The 15990-nt window shown below is 35.3% G+C and carries 15 protein-coding genes; 8 read left to right on the top strand and 7 right to left on the bottom strand.

Features of this window, described 5'->3' with window-relative positions:
• Positions 1-3: 3 nt before the first annotated feature.
• Both WCG23_02280 and WCG23_02275 read right to left on the bottom strand, forming a co-directional pair.
• Positions 4-192, bottom strand: coding sequence for a ferredoxin (locus WCG23_02280; GenBank protein MEI8388692.1), 189 nt, complete (start codon positions 190-192; stop codon positions 4-6).
• 252 nt (positions 193-444) lie between these two features.
• Positions 445-1875 carry a phosphoglucomutase/phosphomannomutase family protein gene (locus tag WCG23_02275; protein ID MEI8388691.1) on the bottom strand — a complete coding sequence of 477 codons (1431 nt, stop codon included), beginning with the start codon at positions 1873-1875 and terminating at the stop codon, positions 445-447.
• A 150-nt stretch (positions 1876-2025) separates the two neighbouring features.
• Here WCG23_02275 and WCG23_02270 point away from each other — a divergent pair, with 150 nt between their 5' ends.
• Complete coding sequence (locus WCG23_02270) at positions 2026-2619, top strand: hypothetical protein (protein MEI8388690.1); 594 nt, start codon at positions 2026-2028, stop codon at positions 2617-2619.
• Positions 2620-2662: 43 nt separating this feature from the next.
• On the opposite strand, the gene WCG23_02265 is transcribed toward WCG23_02270, so the two are convergent.
• Positions 2663-4111, bottom strand: a complete 1449-nt coding sequence (locus tag WCG23_02265; GenBank protein MEI8388689.1) for a phosphomannomutase/phosphoglucomutase — start codon at positions 4109-4111, stop codon at positions 2663-2665.
• A gap of 236 nt (positions 4112-4347) precedes the next feature.
• Entirely contained in the window at positions 4348-5208 is an 861-nt protein-coding gene (kdsA, locus tag WCG23_02260) for a 3-deoxy-8-phosphooctulonate synthase (GenBank protein ID MEI8388688.1), read from the bottom strand.
• 256 nt (positions 5209-5464) lie between these two features.
• On the opposite strand from kdsA, the gene WCG23_02255 reads away from it, so the two are divergent.
• From WCG23_02255 to WCG23_02245, 3 genes are all read left to right on the top strand, one after another.
• The gene (locus tag WCG23_02255) at positions 5465-5875 is read left to right on the top strand and encodes a prepilin-type N-terminal cleavage/methylation domain-containing protein (protein MEI8388687.1); all 411 of its coding nucleotides are present in this window, start codon (positions 5465-5467) and stop codon (positions 5873-5875) included.
• 152 nt (positions 5876-6027) lie between these two features.
• On the top strand, positions 6028-6747 hold the full coding sequence (locus WCG23_02250; protein ID MEI8388686.1) for a response regulator transcription factor: 720 nt from the start codon (positions 6028-6030) through the stop codon (positions 6745-6747).
• A gap of 14 nt (positions 6748-6761) precedes the next feature.
• Positions 6762-8261, top strand: a complete 1500-nt coding sequence (locus WCG23_02245) for a leucyl aminopeptidase (GenBank protein ID MEI8388685.1) — start codon at positions 6762-6764, stop codon at positions 8259-8261.
• On the opposite strand, the gene WCG23_02240 is transcribed toward WCG23_02245, so the two are convergent.
• Genes WCG23_02240 through WCG23_02230 form a run of 3 tightly spaced genes read right to left on the bottom strand, consistent with a single transcriptional unit; the run spans position 8258 to position 11443 of the window.
• A complete protein-coding gene (locus WCG23_02240; protein ID MEI8388684.1) occupies positions 8258-9853 on the bottom strand; it encodes a DHA2 family efflux MFS transporter permease subunit in 1596 nt (531 codons plus the stop codon). The genes WCG23_02245 and WCG23_02240 overlap by 4 nt on opposite strands.
• Complete coding sequence (locus WCG23_02235; GenBank protein ID MEI8388683.1) at positions 9850-10932, bottom strand: HlyD family secretion protein; 1083 nt, start codon at positions 10930-10932, stop codon at positions 9850-9852. Before WCG23_02235 ends, WCG23_02240 begins: the two co-directional genes overlap by 4 nt.
• 46 nt (positions 10933-10978) lie before the next feature.
• Positions 10979-11443, bottom strand: coding sequence for a MarR family transcriptional regulator (locus WCG23_02230; GenBank protein ID MEI8388682.1), 465 nt, complete (start codon positions 11441-11443; stop codon positions 10979-10981).
• A gap of 147 nt (positions 11444-11590) precedes the next feature.
• On the opposite strand from WCG23_02230, the gene rfbC reads away from it, so the two are divergent.
• The 4 genes from rfbC to dnaX all read left to right on the top strand — a co-directional run bounded on the left by rfbC (position 11591) and on the right by dnaX (position 15983).
• On the top strand, positions 11591-12148 hold the full coding sequence (gene rfbC / locus WCG23_02225) for a dTDP-4-dehydrorhamnose 3,5-epimerase (GenBank protein MEI8388681.1): 558 nt from the start codon (positions 11591-11593) through the stop codon (positions 12146-12148).
• A 3-nt stretch (positions 12149-12151) separates the two neighbouring features.
• A complete protein-coding gene (gene rfbB / locus WCG23_02220) occupies positions 12152-13129 on the top strand; it encodes a dTDP-glucose 4,6-dehydratase (GenBank protein MEI8388680.1) in 978 nt (325 codons plus the stop codon).
• Position 13130: 1 nt separating this feature from the next.
• Positions 13131-13952, top strand: a complete 822-nt coding sequence (rfbD, locus tag WCG23_02215; protein MEI8388679.1) for a dTDP-4-dehydrorhamnose reductase — start codon at positions 13131-13133, stop codon at positions 13950-13952.
• Between the two features lie 87 nt (positions 13953-14039).
• Positions 14040-15983, top strand: a complete 1944-nt coding sequence (gene dnaX, locus WCG23_02210) for a DNA polymerase III subunit gamma/tau (GenBank protein MEI8388678.1) — start codon at positions 14040-14042, stop codon at positions 15981-15983.
• The last annotated feature ends 7 nt before the right edge of the window (positions 15984-15990 follow it).

The raw sequence follows: 15990 nt of genomic DNA, 5'->3' as shown, positions 1-15990 counted from the left end.
TTTTCAGAGGACTTTGATAGCATTTGTAGGACAGGCACTTACCGCATTGATTGTATCGGGCAGGTAATATGAAGAAACCTCTGTTACCGCTGTTTCTGACAAACCCTGAGAGTTTAGTTCAAAAATTTCCGGACAAATATCAACACAAATACCGCAGCCTATACATGTATTTTTATCAACTACAGCTTTCATTTTTTCTCCTTATTGATATATTGGGAACAAACAATTCCCAATATATCAATAAGGATTAAATTTACTATTAACTTATAGACTAAATTTTATGTTTAAAAATTCAAGTATAAGAATCGAATTGCTAAATCGCCAAAATCATCATTGCGAGCATAGCGAAGCAATCTATAATAAACAAAATAGATTGCCACGTCGAGTCTAAAGCCTCTCCTCGCAATGACGCATATATTTAATCAGCAATTCAAGTATAAGATTTTATATATTACTTACAAAATTTTCTATATCTTTAATCATTTTTTCAAGTTTGTCTTGCGTATCAGTTTCAAAATAAATTCTGAAAAGCGGTTCTGTTCCGCTTGGTCTCACAAGCATCCATGAATTATTATCTTCAAAATAAAATTTAAATCCGTCAATATTCTTCATTTTTTTGACTTTTAGTCCGCCAACTTCTTTTGGAGGGCTTTGAGTAAAAGTTTTCATTGTTTTTTCTTTTACTTCTTCAGTAACATGAAGGTCGATTCTGTGATTTATATAATGAAGCCCTATTTCATTTTTAACATCTTCCACTATTTGATAAAGAGGTTTATTTTCGTAGGCAACAACTTCCAGAATTGATAAATCCGCAACTATTCCGTCTTTTTCGGGGATATGTCCCCAGATGCTTAAACCGCCTGATTCTTCTCCACCAATGATAACCTCTTCTTGACGCATTATTTGTCCGATCCATTTAAATCCAACAGCTGTTTCATGAACTTTTACACCGTATTTTTCGGCGATTTTGTCTATTAATTGGCTTGTGGCAACAGTTTTAACTACAGAGCCTTTTCTGCCTTTGTTTTTAACTAAATGCCTGAACAATACAGCAATAACATCATTAGGAGTTACAAATGCACCTTTTTCATCCAGTACGCCAAATCTGTCAGCATCTCCGTCATTGCTAAGACCTATAGCTGGTGGGTTTTCAATTACCAGTTTTTTAAGCTCACCGAGATATTTTTCTTTAGGCTCAGGCATTGCACCTCCATAAAGAGGGTCGCGCCAGTTTTTTATAGTCGTTACTTTGCAGCCCGCATCTTCCAGTAAGCCGTCCACATAACCTCTGCCTGAAGCATATAAAGGGTCATAGAAAACATTTAAATTTGCTTGCTTGATTTTGTCAAAATCAATAAGTGTTTTTACCCATTTCATATAATCAGGTTTAGGATCAAAGACTTCGGTCGTTCCCTTTTGAGAAGAAACTTCAACAACAGTTTGACCTTCCTGAAGTTTTTTCACATTTTCTACGATTATATTGGTAATATCAGTTGTAGCCGGACCTGCATAATCAGGAATATATTTAATTCCGCAATATTCCGGAGGATTGTGGCTCGCTGTGAGCATTAAAGCTCCGGCAGAATTAAGGTGCTTTGCCGCATAAGCAACTACAGGTGTAGGCGCATCTATTTTTGTTATTTTCACATTGAGTCCAAGCTCATTAAGAGTTTCTGCGGCTCTTTGAGCAAACTTATCCGCTAAAAATCTTGTATCATAACCTATTATGACAGGTTTTGACGGGTCATATTTTGTTTTTATATAGCCTGCAATAGCCTTTGTTACAAGAACAACATTGCTGAACGTAAACTCTTCAGCGATTATCGCCCTCCATCCGTCTGTTCCAAAGGTTATTTTACTTGTATTGCCTGTCATTAAATATTTCCTCACTCATATTTTTTTAAATTCACTATTTAAGTTTAAAAAAGTTTATCAAAAAAGGCAATTTTTTTGTACTGTTTGTTTTTATTAATATAAGGGTAATAAAAACGGTAGTTTATTTAATTGGGGATGAGGAGAGAAAAGATGTTATTAATTAATTCATTAAACGGACCTTTTGATTTCAACACAGCAGAAGGCTTAGGCGCTAATACCGCATGTAAAGTTCTTGAATACATTGAAAAAGGAAAACAAAAAGCCGAAGAAAACTTAAGAAAGTTCTTAAAAGGCGAAATCAGTTTTGATCAGGTTTCAAACAACGAAGAATTTAACGCTTTATCAAAAGCTTATATTCCTTATTCTTCAATTGACGAAGAAACAGAAGCTCTTAATTTGAGACAGGGTATGGCTTTTGCTTCCGTATACATAAAAGCTTTCGACAAAGATAACGATGGCGCTATGAGTATACAAGAAGCCGGTCCTCTTGGCGCATTAATAGACTCTATTGACTGCAGCGGTAAAATCACACCCGGAAAATACCTTTCCTGGCTTATCTTTCAAGATTGCTCAGATGTATTAAACGGTGTTTTATCCCCAACTGAAGTTTCAAGATCATTAGCTTTAGTAAATCACGATCCTGATTTCGTAATAGAAAAATTAAAAGAAATCTATAAAGGTTACAAAATCAATGAATTAGAAAAAGATTTTGAATTACCTCTACCTACAGCCAGGATTAATTAAAATTAAAAAGGGACTTTTAAAAGTCCCTTTTTAATTTTATGCCTTAATTGACTATGTTTTTCATTTTTTCATCAAGAAGAGCGAGAAATTTTTCTTGATAATTATCAAGATTTTCCTGACTTCCCGCTTCGAAACGTATAGTAAAGGTTGGTTCAGTATTACTGGCTCTTATAAGAGCAAAACCATCACTAAAAACAAGTCTGATTCCGTCTATAGTGATAATGCTTTCTATTTTGTTGGCAAAAGCATCGGGTTTTTTGCTTAAATCAGCTTTAAGTTCTTCAACTACTCTGTATTTAGATTCATTCGGACAAGGAATTCTCAACTCCGGAGAAGTAAACTTTTTAGGCAGAGCATCGATTACTTGTGAAAGCTTAAATTCAGGATTTTTAGCTTTTTTTGCCGCAACGATTTCGATAATTCGGCATCCTGCATAAACAGCATCATCATAACCGTAATATCTGTCTTTAAAGAAAATATGCCCGCTCATTTCTCCTGCAAGCACAGCATTTTCTTCTTTCATCTTGCTTTTTATGTAGGCATGTCCTGTCTTCCACATAATTGAACGTCCGCCGCTTTGGTCTATCGTGTCATATAAAACCTGTGAGCATTTAACTTCCGACACAAAAACAGGTTTAGATGCCGAATTAATTTTTGTATTTTCAAGAATATTAAGAGCATAAATAAGCATCAGCTGATCGCCCGGCATTGCATAACCGTTATTATCAACGACACCGATTCTGTCTGAATCTCCATCAAATGCTATTCCAAAATCAGCTCCCGTTTCCAGAATTTTTTCTTTAAGAGACTTAAGATTTTTTTCTTTGCTCGGATCAGGATGGTGATTCGGAAAATTTCCATCAGGCTCTGTAAAAATATCAATCACTTCACAGCCCATTTTTGTGTACAATTCGGGAGCGACAACACCACCTGTGGCATTTCCGCTGTCAACCACGACTTTTACGCCTTTTCCTTTTCCGAAGAAATTTTTTCCGACAGTGTTTATATAGTCTGATACGATGTCATATTTTTTGTATTCGCCTTCTTTTTCACTTTTTACAAAATCACCTGCAAAAGTTATTTCTTTAAGTTTTACGATTTCAGCTTCATTAAGACCGACTTGCCTGTAAGTTATTTTAATTCCGTTATACTCAGCAGGGTTATGGCTTGCAGTTACAATAAGAGCGCCGATTAAGTTTAATCCTGCGTATTCTGAAAAATAACCCAACGGTGTAGGGCAAAGTCCTAAATCAAGGACATTTATTCCGCATGAGCGAAGTCCCTTTACCAGAGCCTCGGTAAGTTCGGGAGAATGAAGTCTTGCATCCTGTGCTACACTGACCCAAAAGTTATTAACTGCATTTTCTTTATTTGAAATATATGTCGAAAAAGCTTTTCCGATAAGTTCAAAAAGTTCAGGACAAAGGTCTTCTCCGACTTTTCCCCTTATGTCGTTTTTTCCGAATGCAACTTCACTAAATTTTGTTTTCACTGTTATTTCCTTTTCTTAAAGTTTCTTAACAATAATAGACCTAATGTGAGTATAACGATATTAAAAAATAAATTTAAAATTCCTTCAAATGAATAATTTTTAACATGAACTCCTTGAAATAAATCATAAACAATAACTATTAAAAAGTATCCCATTCCATTAAAAACCAAAATTATTCCAAAAATCAAACTAAATACTTTTAATATTTTATTAAAAAAGTTCATTAAGCTTATTTCTTACCTGTTTACAACTTCAAAAATTTCTTTGCAAACGCTTAAGAGGTCATAAGCTTTATCTAAAGGAATCATGTTAGGACCGTCACACGGTGCGTTATCAGGATCAGGATGAATTTCCATAAAAAGCCCGTTACATCCTGCCGCAATAGCCGCTTTTGCAAGGGTTGACACAAATTGTCTTTCGCCTGTTGTTGAATCTCCAGCACCTCCGGGGAGTTGTACGCTGTGAGTAGCATCAAAAATTACAGGATATCCAAGATTTTGTATTATAGGTATTGCTCTCATATCGGAAACAAGATTTCCATAACCGAATGTCGTTCCCCTTTCTATGATTACGACCCTGTCATTTCCGCTTTTTATAACTTTTTTTGCGGAATTTTCTATTTGTTTCGGGGCAAGAAACTGCCCTTTTTTAATATTTATAATTTTGCCTGTTTTAGCGGCAGCAACCAAAATATCCGTTTGTCTGGAAAGAAAGGCCGGTATTTGCAAAACATCCGCAACTTCTGCAACTATAGCCGCATCATCAGGATGGTGAATATCTGTTACTACAGGCAAATCAAATTCTTTTTTGATTTTTGCAAGAAGTTTAAGTCCTTCTTCAAGTCCCACGCCTCTGTAAGAATCGAGAGAAGTTCTGTTTGCTTTGTCATAAGAAGCTTTGAATATGTATGGAATATCAAGTTTCTGTGTAATTTCCTTTAATTTTTCGGCTGTTTTGAAAAGGATTGACTCATCTTCTTCGATTACGCACGGACCTGCCATTATAACCGGCTTATTGCCGCCTATAAAAAAATTATTCTGTTGCGAAACAGGAGAATCGCTTTGCAAGCTCATTTTAAATTCAACTTGTTTTAACAATTTTTTATCCTTTTTTATCCTCTTATAAAAGGATTATACAACGAAGCTGTTAATTATTTAAATTTTTATATTTTTTGTATTTACCGAAATATGTTTCTGATTATTACAATTTTTTAAAAAACTCTTTATTTTTTGCGAAACATGGACAATAATAATAATACGAAAAAGCAAAATACATTTCTGTTTTCAAGAAAAACCAGAAATTTTAAAAAAAATTAGAGTATATTATTATGTTTAAAGAAAGGACACACAAATTATGCAAAAAAGACAGGGCTTCACTCTTTTAGAACTTTTGATAGTTGTTGTTATTTTAGGTGTTTTGGCATTAATTGCAGCCCCGAGTTTATTAAATGCGGCAGATCAGGCAAAAGAAGGTACGGTAAAAGCTAACATAAGCGCTGCTGCTTCCTCGGTAACAAGCAGGATTGCTCTTGATTTATCAACAACCAATACAACGGCAGATATAGCTGATGCCATTGTAACAGACTTAAATGCTGAAAACAAAAACCCGTTTGATACTACTGCTGTTGCTTTTGCAACAAGCGGAACTACTGCAGGCTCCGTTGTGATTAGCGCTACTGACGCTGACACCATAACTATTACAGGATACGGAAAAACAGGAAACCTGCTTCTTACAAAAACAATTAACGCACCTGAGAGCAACTAAAAAATTTAAATAATCTTTTGGATCTTTTGAAAGCGGCAGGAAATCTGCCGCTTTTTTTATGTGTTTTTCTTAATATTATCTTTATTAGCATATAGCTCTTTTATTTGATAAAATTATTTTTATGAAAATGATAAATTTAAAGAGAAATTGCCATGAATAACAGAGTTTTGATTGTTGATGACGATATTGAAATTATGGACTGGCTGTCTATGGATCTTCAGATGAGCGGTTTTTGTACAGATTCAGCAACGGACGGACTAAGCGGTCTTCAAAAAGCTCAAAACGGGAACTACGATATAATAATCCTTGATGTTATGATGCCAAATATGGATGGTTTTGAAGTTTGCAAAAATATTAGAAAATCCGCCAAAACAAAAAATATTCCTATTATTCTTTTGACAGCAAAAGGCACGATTGAAGACAAAATCACAGGTTTTGGCTCGGGAGCCGATGATTATCTGGTTAAACCTTTTGACATTCAGGAGCTTCTTGTCAGAATGAGAGCCTTATTAAGACGCACAGATACCGCGCAGACTCATTCCGAAGAAATACTTACAAGCGGTAATTTTAGGCTTTATCCTGATTCTCTTGAAGTTAACGTAACTGATAAACTTGTAAAGCTAACCCCTACAGAGTTTGAGATTCTTTATTGTCTTATGCAGCATATCAATCAAGCCGTAAGCCTTCCTACTCTTCTTGGTGAAGTGTGGGGTTATGATGTAGACGAAGACGTCAGAATGCTCAGAGTACATGTTGGAGGGTTGCGAAACAAGATAGAACCTGATCCAAAAAAGCCAAAGTATCTTCATACCATTATAAATGCCGGATATAAACTTGTTCCCTGGGGGGAAGTTAGAGAAAATTTAGTATAAGGGGAATTTTAATTATGGAATTAAAAGTAAAAAAGGACTCTATAAAAAACACAAGCTGCGATGTGCTTGTAGTAAACCTATTTGAGGGTGTAAAAATCCCTGAAGGAGCAACAGGAACTCTAGATAAAGCTCTTGATAACCTGATTTCTTCTTATGTTATAGAAAAAGAAAAATTCAAAGGGAAATTGAATGAAATTTATGTTTTGCCAACCTACGGAAAAATTCCTGCCGACAAAGTTCTTTTAGTCGGGCTTGGAAAATCAGAAGAATTTAATTTAAATAAAATAAGAGAAATTTCAGCTAAAGTAATCAAAAAAGCCAAAGCAATAAAAGCCTCTAAAATATGTTCTATTCTTCATGGTGCAGGTATTGCGGGGCTGAATGCTTTTGACTGCGCACAAATGATTGCGGAAGGCGCAATTATAGGTGATTATGAATTTAAAAAATACAAATCAAAAAAAGACGATGACGAAAATAATAAAAACCAAATCGAGATTCTGGAAATAGTTGAACTCGATGATTCAAAGACGGAAAGCATCGAACTGGGTTTGGAAAGAGGAAAGATTATAGCAAATTCGCTTAACTTTGCACGAAACCTTATAAACGAACCTCCATGCGAAGCAACTCCCGAAAAATTAGCCGAAGTCGCTGCTTCACTTGAAGGAGTCGAATGTAAAATTTTTGAAAAAGATGAAATTGAAAAAATGGAAATGGGGTCTTTTCTCGCAGTCGCAAAGGGAAGTGCAAAGCCGCCAAAATTTATACACCTGATATATAAACCTTCAGGAGAAGCTAAGAAAAAAGTTGCTATTGTCGGAAAAGGAATTACTTTTGACAGCGGAGGTCTTGACCTTAAACCTGCTTCTTCAATGCGTCAGATGAAAGGTGATATGTCAGGCTCGGCAATTACTCTTGCTGTTATGAAAGCTCTTGTTCTCTTAAAACCTGCTATTGAAGTTCATGGAATAATAGCAGCCTGCGAAAACATGCCCGGCTGTCAGGCTTATAAACCGGGAGATATTTTAAGGGCAAAAAATGGAAAAACAATAGAAGTTGATAATACCGATGCTGAAGGAAGACTAACACTTGCTGATGCTCTTTGTTACGCTACAGAGCAAAAGGTTGATGAAATTATTGACATCGCAACCCTTACAGGAGCATGTATGGTCGCACTAGGCCAGATAGCTTCAGGGATTATGGGCAATAACCAAGAATTAATCGACAAATTAATCCTTTCAGCGGAAAAAGGCGGCGAAAGATTCTGGCAATTACCTCTTTATGATGAACACAAAGACGATATTAAAAGCGATATTGCCGATATGAAAAATGCCGGTTCTCGTTATGCAGGAGCAAGCACAGCAGGTATTTTCCTGAAAGAATATGTTGGTGAAACAAAATGGGCTCATATAGATATAGCAGGTCCTGCTATTCTTGAAAAAGAACATAAAGAACTTTCAAAAGGTCCTTCAGCCTGCGGAATGAGAGCTTTAATAAATTATATTTTAAGCATCTAATGCATACTCACTTCGCCTGTAGCCTTGTGAGGCTTAACTTTCTTAAGAAGGAAGGCTGTTGGCGTTAAAATTAAACAAATTATGCCGTATAGTCTGAAATTATCTATAAATGACCAGAGATACGCCTGTTTAAGCAAACTGCCGTACATAAGAAAATTTGCTTTGTGGGCCGCTATAACAGGACTCATATGTATAGATAAAAAATGCGCGGCTGCGCTGACTTTTTGCTGAAAAATAGGGTTATACGGATTTAAATGTGAAACCATATTTGCCTGATGAACTTGTGCAAAGCGAGAAAGCAAAGTTCCTACAATAGATACACCGATTCCGCCGCCGATATTTTTCAGTAAATTTTGAAGACCTGTAGCATTTGCCATTTGTTCGTTTTTTAAAGTCCCGAAAGAAACTATTGTTAATGGGATAAATATAAACCCCATAGCTGCTCCACAGATAATATTTGGCAATATAATATTATTCATTGATATTTGGAGGTTGAGATCACCAAGAATAAGACAGCCAAAACCAAGGGAAACAAAACCAAAAGCGACAAGCACACGGGCATCAAATTTATTTGATAAATAACCTGCAAGAAGAATTGAAAAAAGGCAGCCGATTCCTCTTGGGGTTATTGCCATTCCGCTGTAATATGCCGTATATCCGAGCAGATTTTGCAAAAATAATGGCAATATTGCAAGTGTACTGTACAAAATTCCGCTAAATAAGGTGTTTAAAATAGTTCCAACGGTAAAATTACGATCTTTGAATACGTTTAAATCAATTATAGAGTCTTTAAAATGAAGTTCCCAGGCTATAAAAAATATCATTGCTGTTGTTGAAACAGCTGATGTCCAGCATACCCAGCTTGAATTAAACCAGTCAAGTTTTTGCCCGTTATCTAAAACCATTTGCAAAGATACCAGCCATATTATTAATGAGCCAAATCCGAGATAATCTATTTTTTGAAAACCTTTTTTCATTGCATAAGGCGGGTCTTCAACAAACAAATTGGAAAGAAATACTGCTAAAACTCCTATCGGTACGTTGATATAAAAAATCCAGTGCCATGAATAATTGTCAGTAATCCATCCACCCAGAGTTGGTCCTATAATCGGCGCAAAAATTACACCTAATCCAAATAATGCCATTGCCATTCCACGTTTTTCTTTAGGAAAACTTTCCAACAGAACAGCTTGCGATATAGGCATGAGCGCTCCACCCCCCAAACCCTGAATTATGCGGGAAAATATCATCATCCCCAAACTTGTAGAAGCACCGCACGCCGCAGAGGCAATTGTGAAAATTATTATACATATAATAAAAAAGTTTTTTCTTCCGAATATACCACTAAACCAGGCTGTCGAGGGTAAAATTATGCCATTTGCAATGAGGTAGCTGGTTAATATCCACAACGATTCATTTGCACTTGCGGAAAAACTTCCTGCCATATGAGGCAATGCAACGTTCGCAACAGAGGAGTCAAGCACAACCATAAAAGTCCCGAGCATAACGGCAATGGAAATTAGCCATGGATTTATACTTGGCTTCCAATCCTCATTTTCTGTCAAAGAAATATTCAATTCCTTTGAACTCATTTAACTTTAACCTCAGGAATTACAGACATTCCCGGCACTATAACATATTTGGGATCAATTTTTTCGGTAAAAGTTATTTTTACGGGAATACGCTGAACGACTTTAACGAAGCTTCCAACAGCGTTTTCAGGAGGAAACATGCTTGTTGATGAACCTGTTCCTGACTGTATACTGTCAACACGTCCTTTAAATATTTTATTAGGGTAGGAATCTATTTTTATATTGACTATTTGCCCTATTTTCATATCAGTAAGTTGTGTTTCCTTGAAATTGGCAACTATCCATCTTTCTTCGGGGATAATTGTAAACAAAGGTTGTCCGGTTTGAACATACACACCTTCTTCTACAGCTTTGCTTGTAATAACTCCATTCACAGGAGCGCATATTTTAGTGTATGAAAGATTTAATTTTGCTTGTTTAACGCCTGTTTGCAGCTGCTTAATATTTGCCGTCATAACTTTGCTCTGAGAGCCGCTTATAGAAACTTGTTCCTGCGCCGCAGAAACTTTTTTCATATAAGAGTCTAATTTTGCTTTAGCTGATTTATAATTTGTTTCGGATCTGTCAAAATCCTGTTTTGAAGCGGCTCTGTTTTTATAAAGACTTGTGTATCTGTTAAACTCTGTTTCTGCAAGGTCTAATTCCGCTTTAATGGAGTAAATATCAGCATTTACTTGCTCCATGCTTTTTTGCGATTGAGAAATTTGTTGTTCCGAAGCATTTTTTTGCGCTTTTGCGCCTTCTACACCGGAAAGTGCCTGCTCATATTTGACTTCATAATCAGTCGGGTCAATATTAACAAGAAGCTGACCTTTTTTAACCGTCTGGTTATCATCAAAATTCACTTTGATTACATTTCCTGAAACTTTAGGACTAATTTGAATACTGTGTCCGACTATGAATGCATCATCTGTTGATACATATGTTGTAGAAAAAAAATAATAGTAAAGTCCTGTAATTATACCGATTACCACCAAAACTACAGGGATAATTGCTTTCTTTGAGTTGTTTGCAGATTTTTTTTCTTCATTATCACTTAATTCCGTGCTTTGTTGTTTTTTAAATTCTTCTTCCGACATATTTTTATCCTTATTATTAATTGTTAATTATTCGCAATAAAAAAAACTATATTTGCAGTTTAAAATCCTCATCCATATTCTCACAAACTTTTCCTAAGACTTTTCTTAATAAGTCCAACTCTTCGGTTGTTATCCCTTTGGCAGCCTTATTATTTATGTCAAGAAGGCAGGGATATACTTCTTCTACCTGTTTTCTGCCTTTTTCCGTTATGAATACTTTTAGGATGCGCCTGTTATTCTGGTCTGCTTCGCGATAAACAAAACCGCTTTCTTCAAGAATATCAATCAATCTTGTGATATTTGGTCTGTCTTTTAAAGAGATTTTAGCGAGCTGCCTTTGATACATCCCGTCTTCTTTGGAAAGAAAGAACAATATTGCAAATTGTTCGGGTGTTATATGAAAATTTTTTTCTTTAAATAACTGCAGTACTGTAATTTTATAATACAAAGCGGCTTTATTGACAATATAGCCTATGCCTACATCTTTAAAATCAATTTTAGTCGGTTCCATAACACCTCAAAAGTTACTATTTTAAATCAAGTTATTCCGCTAATTGTTATTATGATAACATTAAATCTTAAAAAAAGTTAATTTTTTATATTTAAAATATTAACTTTTTAAACTATAATTTCAATGTTATTTAAAATTGAGATAAAAATGGGATTTATATTTCATAAAACCGAATTAGCCGATGTTATTATTGTTGAGCCAAAAATTTTTGGAGACAGCAGAGGTTTTTTTCTTGAAACATACAAAGCTTCCGAATTTGCGGCAAACGGTATAAAAATTAATTTTTTTCAGGATAATCACTCAAAATCCTCAAAAGGCGTAATTAGAGGGCTTCATTTTCAGCATTTTCCCAAACCTCAGGCAAAGCTTGTAAGATGTCTTCATGGAAAAATCTTTGACGTTGCGGTGGATTTAAGGACTGAATCAAAAAACTTCGGAAAATGGTTTGGTGTGGAGCTTTCAGAAGAAAATAAAAAAATGCTTTATATTCCTGAAGGTTTTGCCCACGGATTTTCTGTACTTTCTGACGAAGCTGAAGTATTGTACAAAGCTTCAAACGAATATGCTCCTGAATATGATGCAGGTGTCAGATGGAATGATGAAGAATTAAATATAAACTGGCATGTTGAAAACCCCTTGGTTTCAGAAAAAGATAAAATTTTACCAATTTTTAATGAATACAAAAAGAAATTAATCAGAGGATAAGATATGAAAATACTTGTAACGGGCGGAGCCGGCTTCATTGGAAGCTGTTTTATCAGACAAATTTTGAACAAATACCCTGATTATAAAATCATAAACCTTGATTTGCTGACTTATGCAGGAAATCCGGAAAATTTAAAAGATATTGAAAAAAATCCGAATTATAATTTCGTTAAGGGTGATATTTGCGATAAAAAACTTGTCAGGGATTTGATTTCTCAGGTTGACTGCTGCTTGAACTTTGCGGCAGAGAGCCATGTAGATAGAAGTATCACTGATCCGGATGTTTTTATTAACACGAATATTTTAGGCACTCATAACCTTTTAAACTCTGCCAAAGAACTTAAATTATCAAGATATATCCAAATTTCCACAGATGAAGTTTATGGAACATTGGGTTCTACAGGTTCTTTTACTGAAAATACTCCTATTGCTCCAAACAGTCCTTATTCTGCAAGTAAAGCCTCTGCCGATATGATTGTAAGGTCATATTTTGAGACTTTTAAACAACCTGTTTTGATTACCAGATGCTCAAATAATTATGGACCTTATCAGTTTCCGGAAAAATTAATTCCTCTGTTTATTTCTAATATTCTTAAAGATAAGCAGGTTCCTGTCTATGGAGACGGCATGAATATAAGGGATTGGCTTTATGTATACGATCATTGCAGCGCTATAGATGCTGTTTTGCATAAAGGCAAAGAAGGTGAAGTCTATAACATAGGCGGAAATAACGAAAAACCCAATATCGAAATAACAAAATTGCTATTAAAAGAGCTTAATAAACCTGAAACCCTTATAAACTACGTTGAAGACCGACTCGGACATGACAGAAGATACGCGATAGAAAGCTCAAAAATCCAGAATGAGCTCGGATGGAGTCCTTCCGTTACTTTCGAAGAGGGAATCAAGCTGACAATTCAATGGTATTTGGATAATCAGGAATGGATAAACAATATTTTAAATAAAAAAGCAGTGATCTAAAATGAAAACAATACTCTTAACAGGTGCAAACGGCATGTTAGGGCAGGATGCCGTCAAAATTTTTTCCGAAAGAAGCTATAAAGTCATACCTGTTGATATTCAGGATTTTAATATCACAGATGAAACCAATGTTGAAAGCTATTTTAAAGACATAAAGTGTGATTATGTAATTCATGCCGCAGCTTATACCAATGTTGATCTTGCAGAAACCGAAAGAGAAAAGGCTTTTTTGATAAACGCTAAAGGCACGGAGAATCTTGCAAAAATCACTGCGGAAAAAAATATTCCGATAATTTATATAAGCACTGATTATGTGTTTGACGGAGAAAAGGATTCTGCTTATCTTCCCGACGATAAGACAAATCCGAAAACTGTTTATGGAGAATCAAAACTGGCAGGCGAACTGGCTGTCAAAAAATACAATCCAAAGCATTTTATAACGAGAACAAGTTGGCTCTACGGACACAACGGCAAAAATTTTGTTGATACTATGATTAATTTCTCAAAAACCAGGACTGTCTTAAAAGTTGTTGATGACCAAAAAGGCTGTCCGACATGGACTTATGACCTGGCGGAAGGAATTTTAAAAATTTTAGAAAACAACAGTCCTTTCGGGATTTATCATGTTTGCGGAAGTGATTTTACAACATGGTACGGCTTTGCAAAGAAAATTTTTGAAATAAAAGCCATAGAAATAGAAGTTATTCCCGTAACAACAGAAGAATTTCCGCTTCCTGCAAGAAGACCTCGAAATTCTGTAATGGAAAACAACAACCTTTGCAGAAATTGGCAGGATTCTTTAAAAAAATATCTGGAAATTTAGAAACTGTCTTGCTAAAATCAAAACCGCCTTGTCAAACAAGCGGGTTTTTGTTGTAAAATGGTTATAAACATAAAAAGGAATTTTAAATTGGCAACTTCTTATATCCCTTTATACAGAAAATACAGACCTCAGAAGTTCAGCGATCTTATAGGGCAGGACACGGTTGTTAAAACACTGTCAAATGCGATTAATTTTGATAAAGTTGCTCATGCTTACTTGTTTACAGGATCAAGAGGCACAGGCAAAACTTCTACTGCAAGAATTCTGGCAAAATCTTTAAACTGTGTTGAAGGGCCAACGGTAAATCCTTGCGGAAAATGCCCGAGCTGTATTGATATAGCCAACTCGAATTCTATTGACGTTATTGAAATCGATGCAGCAAGCAACAGAAACGTGGAAGATGCAAGAAATCTTATTGACAAAGTTCATTTTATGCCTGTTGCAGGCAAATACAAAGTCTACATAATAGATGAAGTCCATATGTTGACCCCTGCTGCATTTAATACTCTCCTGAAAACTCTTGAAGAACCTCCAAAAAAACTCGTTTTCATCCTTGCAACCACAGAATCTCACAAGGTTTTGACAACTATAATAAGCAGGTGTCAGAGATTTGACTTTAAACGGGTAAATCAGGATCAAATTTCTCAAAAATTAAAAGAAATTGCAAAAAAAGAATCTATAAAAATTAATGATAAAGCTGTTTCTGTAATTTCAAGAAGGTGTCATGGAGGGATGAGAGATGCTCTCGGACTTCTCGACCAGACAAGCGTGCTTTCTTCTCAACAGGATGAAATAACAGAAAATGACATTATTTCCCTTATGGGAAGCATGCCGGAAGATACTTTGTTCAAAATAGCTGACTGTTTTGCCAATAAAGATACAGGCGGACTTATCGCACTTATTGACGAAATTTCTATAACTAACGAGCCTGTACAGGTCATCAGAGAACTTATAAATTACTTCAGAAATGCCTTATTTGTCAAAACTTCCAAAGATTTAGAACAGATAAAAGATCTCGTTGATATTACAATCAATATGCTTCCTGCTTTGAAAGAACAGGTGAGCAATTTTGAAATAAATGAGATTGTTCAAATAATAGAAAAACTTTCTGCCTGCGAAAAAACTCTTAAAAGCTCCTCCCAACAGCTTTTATGGCTGGAAGTCGGATTAATAGGAATTTGCCACAGGCATGATATTCAGGTAATAAAAGAACTTGAATCAAGAATTTTAAGACTTGAAGGAGCTTTATCTTCAGGAAATATGCCGGCTGTAAAACCTGCAAATATTCAACCTCAAACACTAATTAAACCTATAACTCAGGAAAGCCCAAGACCTATTGAAATTACAAAAATTGAACCCGTATCTGTCGCAGCAAAGACTACTCCCGTCGAATCAGAGCCAAAAGAGCAAAAAACTGCATCAATAATTTCTGAAGTTATTGATGAACCGAAAGCTAAACAGGAAAGCGAAAATGTTCAAATAAATCCTGTTTCAACTTTAGCTGCTTCCGTAAACATTGCCGAAAACTGGAAATTCCTTCTGGACAATATAGGGATAAGTTCTGAACTCTTCAAAACATTTGTAAAACCGGTTGAAATCAATTCAGAAAAAATAATTCTTACAATTGAAAATAAAAATTGGTTAAAAAACATAAAAGAAGACAAAGATAAAAATACAAAGCTTGAAAAAGCCGCAGAAAAGTTGTTCGGTGGATTGCCTCAAATAATAATCAGATCGCCGCTTCCTGAAGATGCGTTGGTGCAAAAAAAAAATGAAGAATTAAAACCTGTTATTTCCACACCGGAAATAAAAACACAAAAATCCCAGCAGATTTCAACTCCACTGCTCGAAGAAATTCCAAAACCTCAAAAAACTCATCAAATTATTATTGATGAAAAACCTGTTTCTGATTTAGAAAAAGAAATCGCCGAAGAACTTGAAGAAATAAAAACAGAAATCAAGCCTGTTAATCTGTCCGAGCAGGCAAAACTTGTTCTGGATTTATTTAACGGAAAAGTTATCGACACTTGATTGCTTT

The organism is bacterium (genome assembly GCA_037147175.1).
Taxonomy (GTDB): Bacteria; Cyanobacteriota; Vampirovibrionia; order Gastranaerophilales; family UBA9971; genus UBA9971.
This window is presented reverse-complemented; position numbering and strand designations above follow the sequence as displayed.

What these genes read in the sequence shown, in the direction of transcription:
- WCG23_02280 (MEI8388692.1), bottom strand. Translation starts at nt 192, where the DNA reads ATGAAAGCTGTAGTTGATAAAAATACATGTATAGGCTGCGGTATTTGT.
- WCG23_02275 (MEI8388691.1), bottom strand. Translation starts at nt 1,875, where the DNA reads ATGACAGGCAATACAAGTAAAATAACCTTTGGAACAGACGGATGGAGG.
- WCG23_02270 (MEI8388690.1), top strand. Translation starts at nt 2,026, where the DNA reads ATGTTATTAATTAATTCATTAAACGGACCTTTTGATTTCAACACAGCA.
- WCG23_02255 (MEI8388687.1), top strand. Translation starts at nt 5,465, where the DNA reads ATGCAAAAAAGACAGGGCTTCACTCTTTTAGAACTTTTGATAGTTGTT.
- WCG23_02250 (MEI8388686.1), top strand. Translation starts at nt 6,028, where the DNA reads ATGAATAACAGAGTTTTGATTGTTGATGACGATATTGAAATTATGGAC.
- WCG23_02245 (MEI8388685.1), top strand. Translation starts at nt 6,762, where the DNA reads ATGGAATTAAAAGTAAAAAAGGACTCTATAAAAAACACAAGCTGCGAT.
- WCG23_02240 (MEI8388684.1), bottom strand. Translation starts at nt 9,853, where the DNA reads ATGAGTTCAAAGGAATTGAATATTTCTTTGACAGAAAATGAGGATTGG.
- WCG23_02235 (MEI8388683.1), bottom strand. Translation starts at nt 10,932, where the DNA reads ATGTCGGAAGAAGAATTTAAAAAACAACAAAGCACGGAATTAAGTGAT.
- WCG23_02230 (MEI8388682.1), bottom strand. Translation starts at nt 11,443, where the DNA reads ATGGAACCGACTAAAATTGATTTTAAAGATGTAGGCATAGGCTATATT.
- rfbC (MEI8388681.1), top strand. Translation starts at nt 11,591, where the DNA reads ATGGGATTTATATTTCATAAAACCGAATTAGCCGATGTTATTATTGTT.
- rfbB (MEI8388680.1), top strand. Translation starts at nt 12,152, where the DNA reads ATGAAAATACTTGTAACGGGCGGAGCCGGCTTCATTGGAAGCTGTTTT.
- rfbD (MEI8388679.1), top strand. Translation starts at nt 13,131, where the DNA reads ATGAAAACAATACTCTTAACAGGTGCAAACGGCATGTTAGGGCAGGAT.